This window comes from Desulfuromonas sp. AOP6 (genome assembly GCF_009731355.2).
Taxonomy (GTDB): Bacteria; Desulfobacterota; Desulfuromonadia; order Desulfuromonadales; family SZUA-540; genus SZUA-540.
In genome coordinates this window covers 1041859-1063598 of sequence record NZ_AP022810.1, presented here as the reverse complement: position 1 = coordinate 1063598, position 21740 = coordinate 1041859, and the positions used below count along the sequence as shown (strand labels likewise).

Annotated in this window: 17 protein-coding genes, 1 tRNA gene and 1 other RNA gene; 4 read left to right on the top strand and 15 right to left on the bottom strand. The window is 57.5% G+C overall.

Going from position 1 to position 21740, the window contains the following annotated elements; genetic code table 11:
* Positions 1-21 precede the first annotated feature (21 nt).
* Complete coding sequence (locus AOP6_RS05065; protein ID WP_155875520.1) at positions 22-2319, top strand: sigma 54-interacting transcriptional regulator; 2298 nt, start codon at positions 22-24, stop codon at positions 2317-2319.
* A gap of 493 nt (positions 2320-2812) precedes the next feature.
* The gene (gene ptsP, locus AOP6_RS05060; protein WP_155875519.1) at positions 2813-5167 is read left to right on the top strand and encodes a phosphoenolpyruvate--protein phosphotransferase; all 2355 of its coding nucleotides are present in this window, start codon (positions 2813-2815) and stop codon (positions 5165-5167) included.
* Between the two features lie 62 nt (positions 5168-5229).
* On the opposite strand, the gene AOP6_RS05055 is transcribed toward ptsP, so the two are convergent.
* The 13 genes from AOP6_RS05055 to AOP6_RS04995 form a co-directional block, all read right to left on the bottom strand.
* Entirely contained in the window at positions 5230-5964 is a 735-nt protein-coding gene (locus tag AOP6_RS05055; RefSeq protein WP_155875518.1) for an MBL fold metallo-hydrolase, read from the bottom strand.
* A 59-nt stretch (positions 5965-6023) separates the two neighbouring features.
* Entirely contained in the window at positions 6024-6212 is a 189-nt protein-coding gene (gene dmpI / locus AOP6_RS05050; protein WP_155875517.1) for a 4-oxalocrotonate tautomerase DmpI, read from the bottom strand.
* Positions 6213-6236: 24 nt separating this feature from the next.
* On the bottom strand, positions 6237-6446 hold the full coding sequence (locus tag AOP6_RS05045; protein WP_155877656.1) for an RNA-binding S4 domain-containing protein: 210 nt from the start codon (positions 6444-6446) through the stop codon (positions 6237-6239).
* A gap of 20 nt (positions 6447-6466) precedes the next feature.
* On the bottom strand, positions 6467-7276 hold the full coding sequence (locus tag AOP6_RS05040) for a patatin-like phospholipase family protein (RefSeq protein ID WP_155875516.1): 810 nt from the start codon (positions 7274-7276) through the stop codon (positions 6467-6469).
* 59 nt (positions 7277-7335) lie between these two features.
* The gene (locus AOP6_RS05035; RefSeq protein ID WP_155875515.1) at positions 7336-7863 is read right to left on the bottom strand and encodes a hypothetical protein; all 528 of its coding nucleotides are present in this window, start codon (positions 7861-7863) and stop codon (positions 7336-7338) included.
* A 59-nt stretch (positions 7864-7922) separates the two neighbouring features.
* Positions 7923-9824: a molecular chaperone HtpG gene (gene htpG, locus AOP6_RS05030; RefSeq protein WP_155875514.1), complete on the bottom strand. Its 1902-nt coding sequence runs from the start codon at positions 9822-9824 to the stop codon at positions 7923-7925.
* Positions 9825-9934: 110 nt separating this feature from the next.
* Entirely contained in the window at positions 9935-11176 is a 1242-nt protein-coding gene (locus AOP6_RS05025) for an NAD(P)/FAD-dependent oxidoreductase (protein WP_155875513.1), read from the bottom strand.
* Positions 11177-11211: 35 nt separating this feature from the next.
* Positions 11212-11733, bottom strand: a complete 522-nt coding sequence (locus AOP6_RS05020; RefSeq protein WP_155875512.1) for an O-acetyl-ADP-ribose deacetylase — start codon at positions 11731-11733, stop codon at positions 11212-11214.
* 152 nt (positions 11734-11885) lie between these two features.
* Positions 11886-11962 (bottom strand) — tRNA-Arg (locus AOP6_RS05015).
* A 112-nt stretch (positions 11963-12074) separates the two neighbouring features.
* Positions 12075-12803 (bottom strand): TorF family putative porin, encoded by a 729-nt coding sequence (locus AOP6_RS05010; protein ID WP_155875511.1) that lies wholly within the window; start codon positions 12801-12803, stop codon positions 12075-12077.
* Between the two features lie 80 nt (positions 12804-12883).
* On the bottom strand, positions 12884-14200 hold the full coding sequence (gene amt, locus AOP6_RS05005) for an ammonium transporter (RefSeq protein WP_155875510.1): 1317 nt from the start codon (positions 14198-14200) through the stop codon (positions 12884-12886).
* A gap of 43 nt (positions 14201-14243) precedes the next feature.
* A complete protein-coding gene (locus AOP6_RS05000) occupies positions 14244-14582 on the bottom strand; it encodes a P-II family nitrogen regulator (RefSeq protein WP_155875509.1) in 339 nt (112 codons plus the stop codon).
* A gap of 330 nt (positions 14583-14912) precedes the next feature.
* The gene (locus AOP6_RS04995) at positions 14913-16487 is read right to left on the bottom strand and encodes an ATP-binding protein (protein ID WP_155875508.1); all 1575 of its coding nucleotides are present in this window, start codon (positions 16485-16487) and stop codon (positions 14913-14915) included.
* A 316-nt stretch (positions 16488-16803) separates the two neighbouring features.
* On the opposite strand from AOP6_RS04995, the gene ssrS reads away from it, so the two are divergent.
* Positions 16804-16984: non-coding RNA, 6S RNA (ssrS, locus tag AOP6_RS04990), on the top strand.
* Positions 16985-17042: 58 nt separating this feature from the next.
* Positions 17043-18221: a TraB/GumN family protein gene (locus AOP6_RS04985; RefSeq protein ID WP_155875507.1), complete on the top strand. Its 1179-nt coding sequence runs from the start codon at positions 17043-17045 to the stop codon at positions 18219-18221.
* Here AOP6_RS04985 and AOP6_RS04980 read toward each other — a convergent pair.
* Together AOP6_RS04980 and AOP6_RS04975 are read right to left on the bottom strand one after the other, a co-directional pair.
* Entirely contained in the window at positions 18205-19878 is a 1674-nt protein-coding gene (locus tag AOP6_RS04980) for a L,D-transpeptidase family protein (protein WP_155875506.1), read from the bottom strand. The two genes, AOP6_RS04985 and AOP6_RS04980, sit on opposite strands and share 17 nt — an antisense overlap.
* Before the next feature lie 146 nt (positions 19879-20024).
* Positions 20025-21389, bottom strand: a complete 1365-nt coding sequence (locus tag AOP6_RS04975; protein WP_155875505.1) for an NAD-dependent succinate-semialdehyde dehydrogenase — start codon at positions 21387-21389, stop codon at positions 20025-20027.
* Positions 21390-21740: the final 351 nt, after the last annotated feature.

The following is a 21740-nucleotide window of genomic DNA, read 5'->3' as shown; positions in this document are numbered from 1 at the left end:
CCCTGAGTGCCTGGAGTCTGCATGGGTCCGATCATTACCGTCAAGGAACGCTGCCGCAAATGCTATGCCTGCGTGCGCAACTGCCCGGTGAAGGCCATCAAGGTCAAACAGGAATACGCCGAGGTCATCCACGACCGCTGCATCGGCTGCGGCAAATGCATCAAAGTGTGCTCCCAGCAGGCCAAGATTATCAGCGACTGCATGGAAGAAACCCAGCGTCTGCTGGCCGGCAAGGATCCCGTCGTCGCCGTGCTCGGCTGCTCTTTCCCCGCCTTTTTCCATGATGTACGTCCCGGCCAGCTGGCTACCGGCCTCAAGCGGCTCGGCTTCAGCGAGGTGCACGAGGGTGCTGCCGGGGTCGAGCTCATTCGCTCCGAATACGCCCGGCTGATCGATCAGCCGGGTAGTGATCCGCTGATTTCAAGCCACTGCCCCACCATTGTCGACCTGATTGAACGACACTATCCGCAACTCGTTCGCAACCTGATGGGGATCGTCTCCCCCATGGTGGCTATCGGTCGATTTATCAAGGGGCGCCGCGGGCCCCAGACCAAAGTCGTTTATATCAGCTCATGCATCGCCGGAAAATTTGAAATCGAATCAGAACAGGTCGCCGGGGCCATTGATGTGGTGCTGACCTATCAGGAACTCAACCAGATGCTCAAGAGCCACCCCGTCGACCTGCCCAGGTTAGGCGATGCCCCCTTTGACGGTCTCCTGCCCGGGACGGGCCGGCTGTTCGGCATTGCCGGTGGGCCCTTTCAGGCCTTTGACGTGCCCAACGACTTTCTCAACCCCGACTTTATCTCCGCCGGCGGCGAAGAGAGCGCCCTGGAGCTGGTCAAGGATCTGGCGGCCAAGCGCATCACCCCCAAGTGGGTCGACATCCGCTTCTGCAACGGCGGCTGCATCGGCGGACCCGGCAAAAACAACCGCCTGACCAATTTTTCCAAGCGCAACCTGATCATCAACTATTTTCAGAGCCATGACACCAACGCGCAGACAGTCACCGCCACCGCCTATACGGAGGGGGACAAACTGCCTGACCTGCGGCGGTCCTTCAAAAATAAATTTCGGCGCCTGCCGCCTCCCAGCGGCGAGAGCATTCGCAAAATCCTGCAGGCAACCAACAAGTTCGTTGAACGGGACGAACTCGACTGTGGGGCCTGCGGCTACCCCACCTGTCGGGAACACGCCGTCGCCGTCTTCCAGGGACTGGCCGAAGAGGACATGTGCCTGCCCTATTCCCTTAAGCGTCTCGAGGAAGACCGCTTCAACCTCGCCCAAAAGTACGAACTGGCCCAGCGCGCCCTCAGCCAGGAGTACGGTGAGGCTTCCATTATCGGTGACGACACCCACACACTGGACGTTCTCAAGCTTATCCGCCAGGTCGGCCCGACACCGACCACGGTCCTTATCCGGGGCGAGAGCGGCACCGGCAAGGAACTCACCGCCCGCGCCATCCACGCCCACAGCCACCGAGCCGACAAGCCATTGGTAACGGTCAACTGCACCACCTTGACCGACAGCCTGCTGGAGAGCGAACTCTTCGGCCACCGCAAAGGAGCCTTCACCGGCGCCACCGCCGACAAGAAAGGCCTGTTTGAAGCGGCCGGCGGCGGGACTATTTTCCTGGACGAGATCGGCGACATCACCCCCAAAGTGCAGGCCGAGCTGCTACGCGTCCTCGACAGCGGCGAAATCCGTCCCGTGGGCGGCAATACCTCCATCAAGGTGGACGTGCGACTGATCGCCGCTACCAACAAGAATCTGGAGAATGGCATCCGCGAGGGCTGGTTCCGGGAAGACCTCTTCTACCGCCTCAATGTTTTCACCATCACCATGCCGCCTTTGCGCAACCGGCTCCAGTCCCTGGAGCACCTGGTGACTCACTTCCTTCTGCGGGCCAGCAAACGTTTGAACAAACCGATCGTCGGCATCGAGGACAGGGCTATTGATGCCATGCGACAGTACCCCTGGCCGGGAAACATTCGCGAACTGCAAAATATCATCGAACGGGCGGCCGTCCTCTCCCAGGATCGCATCATCCGCCTGGAAAACCTTCCCGTCGTTTTTGCCGAACTGGCCCTGAAAACACCGGCGACCGGGGGAGAAGAGGCTGATGTCTCCTTCCGCAGCCAGCGCGACAAGCACCTCTCCCACATGGAAAAAGGCCTGATCAAGCGCTATCTGCAGGAGGCCGGCGGCAATGTTTCGGCGGCGGCTCGCACAGCTGGCATTCCCAGGCGCACTTTTTATCGTCTGCTGGACCGACACGGTCTCAAGGGAAGTGACTTCCAACAAGCCACTGGCGACTGAGCCAACTACGGCACAACAGCACGCCATAACCATGCCACCCATGACACACTTCGCGGGAGGCTATTTCTAGCCCTTTCAGCTTCTTTCATATAGTTGCCCACCAACTTGCTGTGCCACTAAAGACACAACAGCCGTCGACAATTCCGTCCACCACCGCCCCATAGCGACAAAACCCCACCGTCAAGAATTGGCACGACGATTGCTTACTATATCAGTGACTAAAATTTGGGGATAAAGGCAGATTTTACTACGACACACCACTGCCCCCATTGGCGTCGCCCGGGTCCTCTCTCCCCTGGGCGGCGCTTTTTTTATGCAAGCCACTCATACGCTCATTAAAAAACGTGTCCCCTCTCACCCTGTCGCCGGACCCGATCTTGCATTGCCTCAGTGAACTTTTTCGATGGCGAAGTTCAAACCAGCTGTTATCATAGTGTTGTTTTTGCTCCCTTGATGTGCACTTCAAGTAATTCCACCATACATGGACCGCGATATGACCAGACCCGGCAAAGAGCGCCTAGGGGTAACCACCCTGGAAGACATAAGTACTCTTATCCTCCAGTCCCATGACCTCGGTGAGACACTAAAAAATATTGTCACCCTGGTGGCCCGCCGCATGAAGTCGGAAGTCTGTTCCATCTACCTCCTCGATGAAGACGGGCTGACCTTGCGGCTGCGGGCCAGCAAGGGACTTTCCAGAAAAGCCGTGGGAAAAGTCACCCTGCAGATCGGCGAGGGTTTGACGGGCATGGCCGCCGAGAGCCGCCACGCCGTCGCCATCCAGGAGCCCCAGTCCCATCCGCGCTACCGTTATTTCAAGGAAACAGGAGAAGAGCGCTATCACTCTTTTCTCGGCATTCCCCTCTTCGACCGCAAGAGTCCCCTGGGGGTCATCGTCATCCAGACCAAGGAGACCCGACAGTTTACTGCGCAAGAGATCAGCGCTCTTTCCACCATCGCTTTCCAGATCAGCTCCATCGTCATTAACGCTCATCTCCTCGATTCCATCCGCCGCAAAGAAGAAGAAACCAGCCGCTTTATCCGACAGCTTGAAGAGAGCCGCAAGCCCCTGATCTCTCCCGAGTCAATGCGGGAAGAGTCTCGTAGCGCTGCTCTGCGCGGGACGACGGCCTATCCCGGCGTCGTTTCCGGCCCGGCCCACATCCTCGATTCGGGACTGGGCCTCGCCGACCTCGGCGACGAGGGGCAGGCCCAGGTGGAGGAGGAGATCGCGCGACTTGACAGCGCCTTCGAGAAAACCCGCATCCAGACCATCTTCCTGGAAAAGCGCATGGCCGAGCGCCTCTCGGAGAGTGCGGCGGCCATCTTTCACACCCATCTGATGATTCTTGAAGACCGGGGCTTTCTGGAGCGCCTGCACGACGAGATCAAACAGGGACATGGCGCCGCCTATTCCCTGAAAAAGATTGTCGGCGAATACATTGAGGCCTTCGAACGCATGGAGGATCCCTATCTGCGTGAGCGGGCCGCCGACATGAAGGATATCGGGCGCCGCCTGGCAGCGAACCTGGCCGGCCAGGAAGATCACATGCCCCAGTTCAAGGAACCGGGCATTCTGGTCGCCCGCGAAATCCTCCCTTCCGATATGGCCATGCTCGATGCGGATTACATTATGGGCATTGCCACCGAGGCCGGCGAACGCAACTCCCACGCCGCCATCATGGCCAAGTCCATGGGCATCCCCGCCCTGGTCGGCGTCAAAGGCCTGCTTCGGGAAGTCACCCCGGAAAACCAGATCATCCTCGACGCCAACTCCGGCTGTCTGTACATCGACCCGCCGCAGCATGTGCGCGAGGAGTACCGCCGCCTGGAGGAAGACAGCAGCCGGGAGCTGCACCGACTGGAGGAATTCCGCGACATTCCGGCCCAGACGGCCGACGGAACGCGTATTATCCTGCGCGCCAACATCGGCCTGGTCAGCGATGTCAGCATTGCCCAGCGCAACGGTGCTGAAGGAGTGGGGCTCTACCGCACCGAATTCCCCTACATGACCCGCGGCAACTTCCCCGACCGCGAAGATCAGTACCAGCTTTACCGCCGTGTGGTCGAAGGCTTCCCCGGCCAGTCGGTCACGATCCGCACCCTGGACATCGGCGGCGACAAGGCCCTGCCCTATTTCAGCCCGCCCAAGGAAGACAACCCCTTCATGGGCTGGCGTTCTGTGAGGGTCTCTCTGGAAAATCAGGATATTTTCTGTACGCAGATCGAGGCCATCCTGATGGCGGGCATGCATGGATCGGTCAAAATGCTTCTGCCCATGATATCGACTCTCGACGAAGTCAGGGCCTGCAAGAAGGTAATGGCCCAGGCCCGGGTCAATCTCGACAGGGAGGGGATCGCCTACGCCCGCAATATCCCACTGGGAATCATGATTGAGGTTCCCGCGGCCGTGACCATCGCGGAACAGCTGGCCCGAGAGGTCGATTTTTTCGCCATGGGAACCAATGACCTCATCCAGTACATGTTGGCAGCCGATCGCAACAATCCCCTGGTCAATCGCTATTACGACCCCCTGCATCCCGCCATTCTGCGCGTACTCAAAGACACAACGGACGTGGCCCAGAAAGCAGGCATCGACGTCTGCGTCTGCGGCGAAATGGCCTCAGACCCTGTTAACCTGCTGGCCCTGGTTGGGTTGGGCATTCAGGAATTTTCCATGGCCGCCCCCTTCATCCCGCGCACCAAGGCCTTCCTGCACGACCTGCCCGGCGAGGTGGCGCGCAAGGCCGCCCGCAAGGCGCTGGGTCTTGCCACCAGCGACCAGATCCGAGCCCACCTGATGGAGACTCTGCAAAAAATCGAAAAGACGGACGGATCGACCCAATGAGAAAAGGCCGGGCAATGGCCCGGCCTTCCTCTTTACGGTCTTGCGGAAGCTGTTGACAGGTTTTATTTCATGGGGCGCAGACGAACCTCGATATCCCTGTCGTCCTTGAGCAGTTCGACAAGTTGCGCGGTATCGGTCTCGCCAAAGTGGTAGGGGTAAAGGATCGCCGGCCGGAAAGAGCGAGCCGCCGCGGCGACCATCTCAGGAGTCATGGTGTAGGGCAGATTCATCGGCAAAAAGGCGACGTCCACCTCCTTGAGTTCCTGCATCTCCGGAATGTTTTCCGTATCCCCCGCGATGTACACCCTGGTATTGCCGAACGTCAGCACATACCCGTTGCCCACTCCCCGAGGGTGGTAAGGCTGGCCGTTATCCCTTTTGTGAACAAGATTATAGGCCGGCACCGCCTCGATGCCAACACCCTCAAACGCGGCCACATCGCCGTTCTTCATCACCTCCCCACCAGGCAACTGTCCGGCGCAGGTTTCGGTATAGATCAGACGGCTATCCTTCTTGCGAACAGCCCGAATAGCTTCGCCATCCAGGTGATCACGATGCTCATGGGTGACCAGAATCAGATCCGCTTTCGGCAGTTGGGCATAGTCGGCCAGAATGCTGTAGGGATCCACGTGAATGACCCGGTCACCATAGGTCAGCATCAGGGAACCGTGGCCGATAAAGGTGATTTTCAGGTTGCCGGATGAAGTGGGCAGGGTATCGGTTTGCAGGGGCTCTTTCGCCCCGACGGCCACGACGGTAAGAGCAAGACAAAACATGACCAAAATTCCTTTCAGCATACCTGTTCCCTCCTTTCCTTCCCGAAATTGTTGCTCGGCGATACGCCTTTAAATCCCTCTCAGCTCCTATCGGCGAGAAGAACGCCGCCGACGGCGACCTGTTCGGGCGTATTTTCCCGAATTAGCACAATGATCTTCTCTTTGGGTAAACCATAAGCCTTGGCGGCCGACTGGGTCAGTTCCTCAACGAGAGCGCGCCGAACCTCCGGCTTGGTGATGGGGGATCCTTCCAGGGTGATGATAGGCATAATGTCTTCCTTTTAATAGGGAGTTTACACAACGGTGATTGTTAGACCGTTGTAGGCTACAACCTGACTTTTACGTATTTTACAACGTTTTCGCAGTTCCACATGACCATCGACCTGAACCAGCCCTTCGGCGATGGCCATTTTGGCCGCGCCGCCACTGTGGCACAGCCCCATCACCTTGAGCAGATCGCTGAGTTCTACAAAATCATGTCCCTGCAGAGCAAACTCTTCCATCGGTTTCCTTTCCAAGCATATCACCTTTTGCGTTTGGCCCCATCGAGGGCTTTGAGCGTCGTTTTGTAACCCTGTTCAATCAGCTCTGCCATGCGGCTGGTGTCCGTACGGCTGAAGGCGCCCAGTTCCGGAGTGATAAGCAGGTCTACCTTTTTAGCCTGGATGCGGCTGGCGTGGTCGATAGAGATATCCACAACATTGACCATCAGATCGATAATGTCATTGGGGCGCTGATAACGACGGCGGGCATTGAGATCGACGCCGATGACGAACCTGGCATCGGCTTTTTCCAGCGGCGAGACGGGCAGGTTCTCCACCAGACCGCCATCACAGAGAAGCCTGTCGTCTATTTCGACGGGGATGAAGACCCCCGGGATACAGGCGCTTGCCATTACCGCCGTGGCGACGTCTCCCTGCTCCAGCACGACTTTCTCGCCGCTGGAGAGATCAGTGGCGATCATGGACAAGGGGATGGGTGACTCCTCGATGCGCACCTCTCCCAGGACATCGGTGATGTGCTTGCCCATTTCGCTGTTGGAGAGCAGGCCAAAGCGCGAGAGGGTAAAGCGGCTGATGTCGAGCCAGTCGAGATCCATGACGATATCGGCAATCTCGTCCGGAGTCTTACCGAAGGCATAAAGGGCCGCCACGAAAGCGCCGATACTGGTGCCGGCAAGGCGCGACACCGTGATCTGACGTTCTTCCAGAGCCTTGAGCACCCCGATGTGGGCGGCGCCGAGCACCGCCCCACCGCTGAGGGCCAGGGCCACCGCATCGGGAACACGCCGGCGGGATAAACGGCGACCCAAAGAGCGTAACGCAGAGATCATGAATACTACTCACAGAAAAAAGTCGGGGCCCTAGGCTGTCCCGGGGGAAAGAACTCTCTTTAGATTTTCAGATGTTTTTCGACAAAGCTTTCCACGCTGTCGATCTGGCTCTGCAGTGCGTAGATGCGGGTTTCCATTTCAACAATTTCGCTCTCAATCCGCTCGACACGCTGCTTAAGCATACTACGCTGCACGGCAATCTCTTCACGCGACTGCCTGATGTCAGGGACTCGTCTATCGATGCCGGTCTGGGATTCCGCTTCGAGCAACTCATCCTTCTGCTCCAACTGCAGCAGAACATCCTCCATCCGCTGTTTCTGGGCTCGTGATGTCTGCAGATCCCGTTCCATCACTTCGATGCGACGAGAGCGAAAATTCAGATAGCCGATGGCCACATTCAGTTTCTGCAACACCAACTGCTCGTCGAGGGTCTCCTGCTGAGCCTGCAGGCCAGCTTCAAGTTGGCGGATTGAATCAGCCAGATGGCGAATCTCTTGGGCCAATGCGTCATCCGTGGCTGCCTGCACCACGGCGGACACCTGCAGGCACCAAAATACTGCCACAATGAATACCGCCAGCCGTCCCATATTCTCTCCTTTATCGGACAGCCGCCCCCAACCTGAGAGGCAGGGGCGGCCTTGGTTTACTAGCCCGCGCTGACACCTTCGGCCATGAGTTTCGACAGCGCCCGGGCAAAGGCGACGGGGTCGCGGGGCTTGTCCCCTTCCAGCAGCAGGGCCTGGTCGTAGAGCAACCCCACGTATTCCTTGAGCTGGCCGCTGGCGCGGTCGGCGGCAAAAAGCTGCTTCATGCGGGCGATGAGCTCATGGTCGGGGTTGACTTCCAGCACGCGCTGGCCCTTAGGGACTTCCTGCCCCATGGCCTGGAACATCTTGACCATCTTCGGATCAAGATCGTGTTCACCGGCCACCAGACAGACGGCCGAATCTTTAAGGCGGCCGGAGATGCGCACCTCGGCGACCAGATCCTTGAGCTCTTCCTTCATGAGTTCGAGCAGGTCGCCATACTCCTTCTTTTTCTCTTCCTTCTGGCTGTCGCCCAGATCGAGATCCCCCTTGATGGCCGACTGAAACTCTTTTTCCTTATAGGCGCCGAGGCCGGAAATGATGATGTCGTCGAAGTCGTCGGTCATGATAAGCACTTCGATCCCCTTCTCCTTGAATACTTCCAGATAGGGAGAGGCTTCGGCGCTGGCGCGGTCGGCACCGGTAATGTAGTAGATCTCCTTCTGGTCGGCGGGAATTCGCTCGACGTATTCGGCCAGGGTGATCTTCTTGCCGGCTTCCGTCTTGGTCGATTCAAAGAGCAGCAGGTCGGCGATGGTCTCGCGGCGTTCGAAGTCGTGGTGGATACCCTCCTTGAGAATGCGGCCGAACTGCTCGTAGAATTGCTCGTAGGCCTCGGCATCGTTCTTCTTCATTTCCGCCAGCGTATCGAGCACCTTCTTGGTCAGGCTCTTTTTGATGACGTTGACAATCTTGTTGTCCTGCAGAATCTCGCGGCTGACGTTGAGGGGCAGGTCGGAAGACTCCACCACTCCCTTGACGAAGCGCAGGTAAGGAGGCAGCATCGCCTCGCAGTGATCCATGATCTGCACCCGGCGCACGTAGAGGGTCGGGCCGATTTTGTAATCCTGGTAAAAGATGTCAAAGGGGCGCTTGCTCGGCAGATAAAGCAGAGCCGAAAACTCCGTGGTCCCCTCGGCGCGGTAGTGAACCACCCGGGCCGGGTCGCTGAAGTCGTGGGAGATGTGCTTGTAGAACTCGTTGTACTCCTCGGTCGTGATATCGGCCTTGTCCTTGAGCCAGATCGCCTTACGCGAGTTGAGAGTCTCTTCCTTCGTTTCGCTGACGGACTTCTCCTTGTCGTCGGGATCGGGCGTGGAACGGGTCACGTCCATGACCACCGGATACTCAATGAAGTCCGAGTACTGCTTGACGATCTTGCGCAGCTCCCATTCTTCCAGGTATTCCCGGGCGTCTTCCTTCAGGCTGAGGATGACGTCCGTCCCCTTGCTCGCCTTCTCCGCATCATCGAGGGTGTAGGTGCCGTCGGCGTTGGACTCCCATTTGATGGCGTGGGCGGGATCGCTGCCCGCCTTGCGGGTGATGACGGTCACCTGGTCGGCGACCATGAAGGCCGAGTAGAAGCCGACGCCGAACTGACCGATGAGCTCGGGATTATCCTTGACCTCGCGGCTCTCCAGCAGCTTCATGAACTCCTTGGTGCCCGAGTGGGCGATGGTGCCCAGAGCCGCCACCGCTTCGTCACGGGTCATACCGATACCATTGTCGCGCACGGTGAGAGTACCGGCCTCTTTGTCGGGAATGAGCTGGATCTTCCAGTCTTCATCCCCCTCGGCCAGCGAGGCATCGGTGAGGACCTCGTAGCGGGCCTTGTCGATGGCGTCCGAGGCGTTGGAGATAAGTTCGCGCAGGAAAATTTCCCGGTGAGAGTAGAGAGAGTGGATCATCAGGTCGAGAATCTTGTTCACCTCGGCCTTGAATTCATGTTTGTTGGACGTCATGGTTCGCGTACCTCCTGATATTTTTTGGCATTTCGTTTAACGCACAGCAAGATAAGCACCCGAGGGCCGGATGTCAACCCGGCAGACTCCTTTCGGCGAAACGGGCAGGCTCAACCGGCGGCGGCGCTGGTGCCGGCCAGAAAGCCCGTCGACCAGCACTCCTGCAGGTTATAGCCGCCGGTCGGGGCATGCAGGTCGATCACCTCACCAGCAAAGAAGAGGTTGGGGACCTTTTTCGATCGCATGGTGCGCATGTCGATATCGCTGAGCGACACTCCCCCGGCCGTGATAATCGCCTTGGCAAAACCTTCGCAACCGCTGACGTGCAGTGTCAAAGCCTTGAAAAGGTTTAGCAGGGTCTGGCGCTCCTGCCGGGTTACGCTGTGACATTTTTTTTGGGGATCGATACCGCTGAGGCGCAGAAAGAGCGGGATCATATCCTTGGGTAAAAGCGCGGCGAGGCTGTTACCGAAATCCCGGTTCTTGTGCTCTGCCAGTTCGCGCTGCAGGCGCCCATCGAAGGTCGACGCTTCGACGGCGGGCTTCATATCAAGGATCAGTGTCACCCTCCCCTTCTTCAAAGCGTCCCGAATGGCGCTGCTCATGTCGAGGACAATGGGGCCACCGATGCCGCCACGGGTAAAAAAAGCCTGGCCGAAACGCTCGTCGAAAGGCTTGCCATCAAGACAGGCGGTAATCTTCACATTCTTGAGATTAAAGTCCATCACCTCCGCCGTCCACGACTCCTGCAACCTGACGGCCACGAGGGCGGGTTCGGGCGTGACCACCCGGTGGCCGCTGCGGGCGGCCCATTCGTAGCCATCCCCCGTGCAGCCGGTCTCGGGGTAAGACAGCCCGCCGGTGGCGACGATGAAGCGGGCGGCGGCAAAACGGCCCCGTGAGGTCGTCACCGCGCTGATGCGGTCGTCCTCCATGTCAAGGTCTTTGGCCTCGCATCCTGTCAGCAATTCGACGCCCGTCTCGGCCAGGAACCTCTCCAGCACCCTGTTCACGTCATTGGCGTCCCCCTGCGCCGGGAAGATGCGACCGCCCCGCTCGACTTTCAGCGGCACCCCCCGCTCTTCAAAAAAACGCATAACTTCCGCCACGCCAAAAGCATAGAGGGCGGTGAGCAGGGCCTTGCCGTTTTTGCCGAAAGGAGCAATGAATTTGCGTGGATCGGCCTCACTGTTGGTCAGGTTGCAGCGGCCTTTGCCGGTGATGAGAATCTTGGCGCCGCAGCGCTTGTTTTTTTCCAGAAGCAGGACCTTTGCCCCCTTTGAGGCAGCAAAGCCGGCGGCAAACATGCCGGCGGCACCGCCACCGATGACGATGACATCATATGTTTTCATGGAAGTCGTTTTCTGCCGGGCAGGGCGTGATGGGCTCAGGAATCCTGCTCAGCCAGCAGGTGTTCATAGATGGCGGCATCGGCCGCGGAAAAGCAGACAAAATACACCTTACGCACCGTCCGCGCTACGGTCAGACACTGCCGCACCGTCTCCACAGCGATGCGGCTGGCCCGCTCGATGGGGAAGCGGTAAACCCCCGTGCTGATGGCCGGAAAAGCCACGGATGTCAGTCCCTTCTCCTCAGCCAGACGCAGGCTGTTGCGGTAGCAGTCGGCCAGCAGCTCGTCTTCGCCCTGGTTGCCGCCGTGCCAGACGGGGCCGACCGTGTGGATAACGTACCGCGCCGGCAGCTGGTAGCCGCCGGTAATGCGCGCCTCGCCCGTCGGACAGCCCCCCAGGGTGCGACATTCCTCCAGCAGCTGCGGTCCGGCCGCGCGATGAATGGCACCGTCAACGCCGCCACCACCGAGCAGACTGGAATTGGCGGCGTTAACAATGGCGTCAACCTCCAGCCCGGTGATGTCCCCCTGTACCACGTCCATGGACGATTGTTTCATCCGGCGCCTCCTCTTTTTCGTCCTGCAGGTGTTCGATGGTACATTAAAATGCCAATTCTACCTTATTTGCAAGCAAACCGAAATCAGGAAATCCCGGAGAGGCAAGACGGCAAAGGCCCCAGCACAATCGGGTGCTGGGGCCTTGTTATCCGTGGCGCGCCGCGGAGGATTCGAACCCCCGACCCTCTGATCCGAAGTCAGATGCTCTATCCAGCTGAGCTAGCGACGCATGATCTAACTGTGCCAAAAAGCACAAGGATTGTCCAACCAAAAAAAATGCCGCCCCCTCACAAAGGGGGCGGCCATCATCAGGAGACACGCAGGACAGGACCTGCGGCTGTTTAAAAGGCGAAGGTTACGCTCAAGCTGCTGACCATCTCGCTGTCCAGATTTGCTTTGGCTTCATCGCTGATCCCTTCAGAGAAGAGAGTGGAGGCATCGAGGCTGATTTGTTCGCTCAGGGCATAGCTGAGACCGGCGCTGAGTTCGTAGTTGTGCCAGTCGCTGTAATCTCCGGTGGAATAGTCGCTGCCGTCGTTGTAGCTGACCAGGGCACCAAGGCTAAGGCCCAGTTCATCGGTGAGGGCAAAATCGTGGCCGATGCTGGCCGCGAAGAAGAGACCATTGTCGTCGGCTTCGTCGTAGTCCCAGTAGATGGTCAGCGCGGGAGCCAGCATCGTGTTGAGGCCTGCCCCAACGTAAAACTCAGACGTGTCATTGATGTTGTCCAGGGCGTAGAAGATGTGGCCGACACTCATGGAAAGCAGTTCGTTAACATCGAAGGAATAATCAATGATGGTATCGGTTTCGGTGGCTTCACCAGAACGCCAGTCGGCATCGGAGTTCAGCTGAATGTTGCTCCAGTAACTGAAAGTAAACCCCTTGACACTGACATCGACGCCACCCTGCAATACCGCTTTGCTGCCGCTGAGATTCCAGCCGCGCCACAAATATTTGTCAGCGACACCGACATAAACATCACCTTCCACTTCGACAGCTGCTGTGGCAACAGAAAGGGTGGAGAAAACGACAGCCATGGTCATAAACATTCCGATTGCAAACTTCTTCATGATGGGGTGCTCCTTTGTGTGGGTGGATTGGTTCCGGGAGATTGTCTCCCGGAACCTCAGTCATTATTATGGATCCAATTTCAGCGAAGCATCTGGGAGCCGCGGCCGAACTCAGGATAGGCCTCAAGACCGAGTTCAGTCTGGTCACAGCCCTCGTGTTCCTCTTCTTCCGAGACACGCAGACCGATGGTGAATTTGATGAGCAGCCATACGATAGTACTGGCAACCACCACGAAGGCCCCGATGGCCACGACACCGATCAACTGAGTCAGAAAACTTGTTTCACTGTTGGAGATGGGTACCGCCAGGGTTCCCCAGATGCCACCAACCAGGTGAACCGAGAGGGCACCAACCACGTCGTCGATCTTGAATTTGTCAAAGAGGGGTACCGCCAGCACTACCAGGATACCGCCGACAGCGCCGATAAGCAGGGCCAAACCGGGAGAAGGAGTTGCCGGGCCGGCGGTGATGCTGACCAGACCAGCCAGAGCGCCGTTGAGGGCCATGGTCAGGTCGACCTTCTTGTAAAGCACCTGGACCATAAGCATGGCGGCGATCATGCCGGCGGCGGCTGCCAGATTGGTGTTGATGTAGACGTTGGACTGCTCGATGGCAGAGCCGGCCGAACCCAGAGCCAGAGCAGAGCCGCCGTTGAAGCCGAACCATCCCATCCAGAGGATGAAGGTACCCAGGGTGGCCAGGGTCAGGTTGGAACCGGGGATGGGATTGATGCTGCCGTCAGCGCGGTACTTGCCTTTGCGGGCACCGAGGATAATGGCGCCGGTCAGCGCGGCCCAACCGCCGACGGAGTGAACCAGAGTTGATCCGGCATAGTCGGAGAAACCCATCTCGGCCAACCAGCCGCCGCCCCAGACCCAGGAGCCCTGGATCGGATAGATGAGTCCGGTAAGAACCGCACAAAAAGCAAGGAAAGACCAGAGTTTGATCCGCTCGGCCACGCAGCCCGAGACGACCGAGCAGGCGGCACCGCAGAAGACCATCTGAAAGAACCAGTCGGAGCCGGCAGCGTACCCGGCCGAGTAATCGCCGGCCAGCGCAGCGGCGTCGTCAGCGCCCCAAGGACCGAAGCTGCCGATCCAGCCTCCATCAACCCCGGCGTACATGAGATTGTAACCCATAAGGTAAAAGAGGATACCGGCAATACCGAAGAGCGAGATATTCTTCAGACAGATGGTGGCCACATTCTTGGTGCGCACCAGGCCAGCCTCCAGCATGGCAAACCCGGCTGCCATCCACATGACCAGCACGCCGCTGATGAGAAAGGAGAAGGTATTGAGGATGTAGGCTATTTCGGTAAGGGGGGCCTCTTCGGCCAAAGCCAGGGCCGGCACCCCCCAGAACAGCACAGCCGCTACGAATAGAATCTGTTTTTTCATGGCAAAGTCTCCTGTTGGAAATAATCGTGTTGGTGTCATGTTTTTACAGAGAGTCGGCGCCGGTTTCCCCGGTGCGAATCCGGATGGACTCTTCCACATCGATAACAAATATTTTACCATCCCCTATGCGCCCGGTCACCGCGGCCCTCTGAACGGCATCAACTACCGTGGCAACCTGTTCGGAGGCAACAACCAGTTCAATCTTCACCTTGGGGATAAAATCGATCTGGTATTCAGCGCCACGGTAGAGCTCCGTGTGCCCCTTCTGGCGGCCAAACCCCCGGACCTCACTGACCGTCATACCTGAAATCCCCAGGTCCGATAGCGCGCTCTTGACGTCTTCGAGTTTGAAAGGCTTGATGATGCATTCGATCTTTTTCATGCCCGGTGTGCTCCTTTCGAGGTAACAGAAAAGTAAGTGTAAAAAAAACGCCCTTTCTTTTGCCACCGCAGTCAGCCGCAAAAGAAAGGGCGCCTTTGCCCTTGAACAGATCCCCTGAACGTCTTTGTCCGAGATCCCCGTGATGTCTTTAAACGTCTCCGGCGGTACAGAGAGCCGGCGGTTGCGTTCTGATTTTCTTTATAGCAGAGAGCGTGCCAAGATGCATTTCCCCGCCGCAGGCGGTTGGTGGCATGATTTCTCCCCCCCAAGATGCACAAAATTAAAGCAGATCTGGGGCGCAGGCTGAAATATTCAGCAACAAACGAGTCCCTAACGGGAGGGGAGGGTCAGGGTAAAAGTTGTCCCCTGCCCCGGTTCGCTCTCAACGGCCAGGCGACCTTTGTGCTCCAACAGGATATTGCGGCAGATGTAAAGACCGAGCCCGGAGCCTTCCCCCTCTTTCTTGGTCGTAAAAAAAGGCTCGAAGATTCGTTGCTGCACCGACGGGGGTATGCCGGGACCCGTATCCTGGACAAGAATCTCCACTTCATCCGCCCCACGCATCCGGGTCGTAATAGTCAAAGTCCCGACGCCTTCCATGGCCTGCACCGCATTCATGACCAGGTTGATCAACACCTGTTTGAGCTTGTTGGGGTCCGCCTGAATCAGCGACAGTTCGCCGTAGGATTCGTCCAGGCGGATCATCTGGCGCTGCATCTCGTGGCGCATTAAACGCATGACATCCTGCACGACTTCATTGACGTCCACCTGTCGAAGACGCGTGTCGCGGTCGCTGGAAAAGGAAAGAAGGCTACCGGTGAGCGCGGCCAGCCGTTCCACTTCACTCTCGACTCTTTCCACCATTTCCCGCTGAAAGGGCGACAGCCCTTCCTCGCGCCGGAGGAGCTGGGCGGCATAGGACAGGACCGAGAGCGGATTGTTGATTTCATGGGCGATTCCGGCCGTGAGTCGACCAATTTCTGCCAGCTTTTCGGACTGAATCGTCTGGTCGAGCAGGCGCTTGAACTCGGTGATATCCTCGACAATCACCACCACACCCACAGTTCGCTCCCCTTCCTTCAAGGGGGCCAGCCGTCTTTTCTGAACCCGCAACTGTCCGGCCTGGTTGCGATGAATCAGGCGCAGGCGCTCGGGCTCACCCCGTCGCAGCACGCGGCGGAGCCGGGAGGCGAACCCTTCTTCTTCAAGGGAGGGAAAGAGCTTGAAGACATCCTGCCCCAAGGCCTGCTCAGCCGATACGCCGCTCATCTCTTCCATCCGTTGATTCCATGAGGTGATGCGTTTTTGTTCATCGACGGTGTATATTCCGAGGCTGACACTCTGCAGAATGCGTCGATTGAACTGGTGCAAATTCTGATAGCGGCCGGACACTTCTTTCAGACGGGCGTAGAGGCGCGCGTTATCGATGGCAATGGCAGCAAAGCTGGCCACGGTCATGAGAGGGCCTATATCGTCCTCAGTGAAGGCGCCAGCCCTGTGACTCTCGACACTGAAAACACCGATAACCTTGTCCTTGACCAGCATGGGCGCCGCCAACTCGCTCCGGGCCCCCGAGATGCCAGGGATATACGAAGGCAGGTCGCGGACATCTTCAACCAAAACGGGTTTGCCCTGCAGCGCCGCCTTGCCCATGACCCCCTGACCAAGGTGAATCTGCTGACTGATGGCCTCTGCAGTGTAACCATAGGAGGCCACCGTCTCCAGAACACCTCGCTCGAAATCGACCAGACGGATAATCGCGTTCTGGTAACAGAAAATTTCGCGGGAGATGCGCAGCAGCCGGTCGAGAAGCTCGTCAAGCTCCAGTGTGGATGTCAGTTCCTGCCCGATATCCACCAAGGCTTTCATCAACTTCTCCTGCTGTACGCCACTTCTGGATGCCATGTTTAAACCCCGTCAAGGATGAGTTGATGCTACGTTTTTCAATTGTGTTACGCACAAGATATGCCATCGCCTGCAGCCTTCCATAAAAACACAAAAACAAGGACTTGCAACAGGCGCTCATGAATGGGCGCTCCGATCTGCTCGGTTTTTCACCCCGCCGTGACGCTTCCTTAGGCAACGATAGTACTGCCCTCCCTGCCGCCATGCTCCTTTCAGGCCAACCTAGGGCAGGTCCAAGTCAGGCGAATTGATCGTTTAAAAACTTTTTCCTTGTTTGGCTGAATTCTTTTTCCTATACTGGGGCCAAATGATTGTGTGCTCTCTGCCCGTCAGGTGAGGTCAGAACGCCCAGGCGGAATAACGTTTATTCGGGATTTCTTCAGGGGCGCGGTGAGCCAGCCCATCTTTGAATGGGACGCCTGATGTGCCTACAAGAAAACCCACTTCGTCGGTACTCGCTGTGAGGCCGAACGATCCACGGACGGAGTGGAGAGCCACATCATAAAGCGCCGGCAGAGCCAGGCGCTTTTTCTTTTCATCCAACCACAGGTGCCCATGTCCGAAAACACTGTCTCCGATACCACCATCATCCAGGTGGACGGCAAGGAGATCCTCCTTGTCGGAACCGCCCATATCTCCCAGGAATCTGTTGAAACCGTCCGCCGGGTCATTGAAGAACAAGCCCCCGACACGGTCTGTGTCGAACTCGATTCCCAACGCTATCAATCACTTAAAGATCCGAACCGCTGGCACTCCCTCAACCTGATTCAGGTTTTGAAAAAGGGCCAGGGACCTTTTCTGCTGGCCAACCTGGTGCTGGCCTCCTTTCAGAAGCGCATGGGATTACAGACAGGGGTCAAGCCCGGCGCCGAGCTGGCCGAGGCGGCATCCCTGGCCGAAGAAAAAGGCTTGACGGTGCGACTGGTGGACAGGGACATCCGGACGACGCTGTTGCGTGCCTGGCGAAAAACGGGACTCTGGAAAAAAATGCAGCTGGTGAGCACCATGCTGGCCAGCCTCTTTGACAACCAGAAACTGGATGAAGAGGAACTGGCCCGCCTGCGCCAGACCGATACCCTTTCCGCCATGCTTGACGAGATGGCCACCGTGCTCCCTTCGGTCAAAACCATTCTGGTCGATGAGCGCGACCTCTACATGGCTCACCATATCCGACAGGCCCCGGGAGAGAAAATTGTCGCCGTGGTGGGAGCCGCTCACCTTCCCGGAATCATTCGGCACCTGAACAGCGAAAATACACTGTCCGAGGTTATCGCGGAAATATCCACCATTCCATCCAAGTCGGGATTCTCGAAATTTGTGCCCTGGCTTATTCCCATCATTGTGGCGGGGCTGTTTGTCGTCGGCTTTTTTTTTGGTGACCGGGAAAGGATAGCGGGAACCGCCCTGGCCTGGGTACTGGCCAACGGCCTGCTGGCCTCTTTTGGCACTTTGCTGGCGCTGGGACATCCGCTGACGATTCTTGCTGCCTTTGTAGCCGCCCCGATCACATCCCTCAACCCGACCATCGGTGCCGGCTTCGTCACCGGGCTGGTACAGGCCTTCGTCGCGCCCCCGTCGGTCCGCGACATGGAGAATGTCAGCGACGACCTGGCCACCCTGCGCGGCTGGTGGAGAAACCGCATGACCCGCGTTTTGCTCGTTTTCCTCTTTTCCTCCCTGGGCTCGGCCATTGGAACGGTGGTGGCCTTTCGCTGGCTCAAAAACCTGTTCTAGCCTCTGCGGAAAAAGTTTTTTCTGGGAACCCCTGCAACGCATCCTCCAGCCCCAGGTCACGCCAGTAGGGATCTTTGCGGTAATGAAGTGTGCCTGCGTAGTCTACCCAGGCGGTAAAATAAAGAAGATGCACCGGGATCGCCTCGGGCAGATTGACGCGCAGGGGGTGATCCCCCTGGAGCAGATCGATTATTTCGTCACAATTCCACCCCCTCCCCTCCAGCAGATATTGCGCCAGATCCAGAGGCCGTTCAATACGAATGCAGCCGGAACTGAAGGAACGTTCTGACCGCATGAAGAGATGACGATCCGGGGTGTCGTGCAGATAGACGGCATAAGGATTGGGGAACATGAATTTTACCCTCCCCAGGGGATTCCAAGGCCCTGGCTTCATGCGCAGAATGCCGGGAAAGTTCTCCGCATGAATATCTTTCCAGTCCACCTCGCTGACCTCCAACTGCCTGACGGTCTCTTTCGAAGCGGGAATTATTTCGTAGTGGTTCCTTTCCATCCAGGTGGGATCGACCTTGATCAGGGGAAGCTTGTCCTCGCGCAGAATAGTCGGGGGGACATACCAGTAGGGAGCAAACTCCAGATAGGTCATTCGCCCTGAAAAAACGGGGGTTTTTCGGTAAGAAGTCCCCACGATAACAGGCATGGTCATGACGGGAACGCCCTCTTCGACCACCTGCAGGGCAAAGTCGGCGATATTGACAAGGATATAGCGCCCCCCCAGACTCTTCGGTAGCCAGCGCCAGCGCTCCAGGTTCCTCTCAATCTGCCGTATCCGTACGGTAATCGGCACACGGAGTTCCGTCCGTGTGCGCGGTCCCAGAACGCCGTCAGACGTCAAGCCGTGCCGGACCTGCCAGCGGCGCAGGGCTGTGACCGTGTCACGGTCCAGGATGCTGGCGTTCGCTTCATCGAAGCCTGCAAGATCACCACTTTCAAACAGGCGTTGCTTCAAAAGGCGGATATGCGGATCGACATCACCAGGGCGCAATGTGCGTCCCGTGGGGAAAGGCTCCCTCAATCCCTCGGCAGCCACCAGGCGTAATGCAGTGAGCTGTTCCCGCAAACGAACATAACCTGGCGCCGTCGGAGCCAACTCAGCCAGAACGCGGCCGGTACGGCCCGTGGTCAAAGCATAGCGAAGAAGCTTGGCCACATCCGCTTTTCGCGGCGACGCTTTCCAGCCATTATGGAGGGTGACGGGGTCAAGACGTCCCTGGATCTGATGGGTGGCATAGAGCAGAAAAGCATCGGTGAGCACAATATCGAGACGCGCCAGCCACTCGGCCGCCGGCGTCAGCTCATGCCGCCGACAATCCTCTTCATACCGAAAAAGACTCTCCAGTTCGAGAAGATGATAATCTTCCGGGCAAAGCCCTTCTTCAGCAGCCCCCCGGATAACCTCAAGAAGCTCATGGGCCTGTGGCCCCACTGACAAACCATCCGTCCAGGCAGCCCCCTCATCGCTCGCACGGTAAAAATCCGAGACAGCTTCCGGCATCCGAATACCTGTCATGGCCAAGGATTCCGGCTGCAGCCAGAGGTTCAACTCGGGGACGAGTGCCCGGGCAGAAGTCTGCTCCAGTGCCCAGGACGGAACAGCAAGGACTACAACAAGAATGAACACGGGAAAAATCCGGGACATGGGCAACTCCTCGACCCTGTCAAGGATATCCCAGAATCAGACAAAATCCAGGAGGGCAAGCCGTCACCGCTAAAAAAAAACAGGGCAGGTCGCCCGGAAGCGACCCGTCCTGTAAATTATCGAACAAAACACCTAAATGGGCGCTATCAGCCAATCCAGACAGTCTGGATGTTGACAAATTCCTTGATGCCATAATGGGAGAGTTCCCGCCCATATCCGGATATTTTGACACCACCGAAAGGCAGCCTCGGGTCACTCTTGACGATCCCGTTGACGAAGACAGCTCCGGCTTCCACCTGGCCCGCGATGGATTCGCCTTGAGCAACATCACGGGTCCAGACCGATCCCCCAAGGCCGAAAGGCGTATCATTGGCTACCTTCAGTGCCTCCTGCGCATCCTTGACGCGAATGACGGAGGCAACGGGGCCAAAAAACTCTTCATGGTAGGCCGGCATGCCGGGTTTGACATCGATCAGAATGGTGGGAGGGTAAAAATATCCCGGCTGCTTCAGCGGGGCCCCACCCAGGGCGACCTTGGCACCTTTTTCCAAAGAAGCGGTCACCTGTCCGTGGAGCTCCATCATTAAATCCTCGCGGGCTTGTGGGCCAACCTGGGTTTTGGGGTCGAGAGGATCACCGATGACAAGATTCCCCATCGCTGCCTTGAACTTGGCAAGAAAGGAATCGTAGACCTCGTCAACGACGATAAAACGCTTGGCGGCAATGCAGCTCTGGCCTGAGTTGATACAACGCGCCCGCGAGGCTACGGCGGCGGCTTGATCGATGTCAGCATCGGCGAGAACAATAAAAGGATCGCTACCGCCCAGCTCCATGACAGTTTTTTTAAGCATCTGCCCCGACTTGGCGGCCACCTTGCGGCCGGCGATATCGCTGCCGGTCAGAGTGATTGCTTTGATGTGATCATTTTCGATCACCGCGTCCACCTTGGAGGAGCCGATCATCAAAGTACGAAAAACATTGGCCGGGAAGCCCGCCTTGATGAAGACCTCCTCAATCGCCAGGGCACTGCGCGGCACGTTGGAGGAATGCTTCAGAACACCGGTATTGCCTGCCATGAGGGCGGGAGCAGCAAACCGGAAGACCTGCCAGAGAGGAAAGTTCCAGGGCATGACGGCCAGTACGGTGCCGATGGGCCGAAAGGCGACATAGGCCCTGCTCCCATCACTTTCGACTTTTTCCGGCGCGAGAAAATTCTCGGCATTGTCAGCGTAGTAGTCACAGACCCAGGCACACTTTTCCACCTCGCCCTTGCCCTCAGTAATCGGCTTGCCCATTTCCAGGGCCATGATTCGGGCGTATTCGGCGGCATTCTGCCGTAAAACGACAGCGGCTGCCTTCATAAGGCGGGCTCTCTCGGCAAAAGTCGTCAGGCGCCAGCGTTGCCAGGCCGCATCGACTTCGTCAATAACAGCGGCGGTTTTTTCCGCCGTCCATTCTTCAAAGGTCTCCAACAGGTCACCCGTAGCCGGGTTAATGGATTCAATCGCCATGATTCTCTCCCTTTCTGCAAATAATCGGATCACCGCCAAAACGGCAGATAACCGTAAAACAAGTATCCTGTATCGCGCCGGAGAAATTAAGTCTTTTTTTGGTGCCGCTTTAAGGCGTTCAAATATACGCTTTTCACTATACCCAATGGTCCGAAAGTTTCAACCAGCTCTAACCGATACCATGAGAGACAGACAATGCACAGGAAAGCAAAAGCGCCAGGAACTTTCCCGAACATACAAAATTAGATATATGCAAAGATTAGCCATTTACCATATTGCAATAAGTGGATTGACAACCCCTTCTTTTACATGATAAAAACTCAGCGTTTATCTTAAGACGATTCCCGAGCC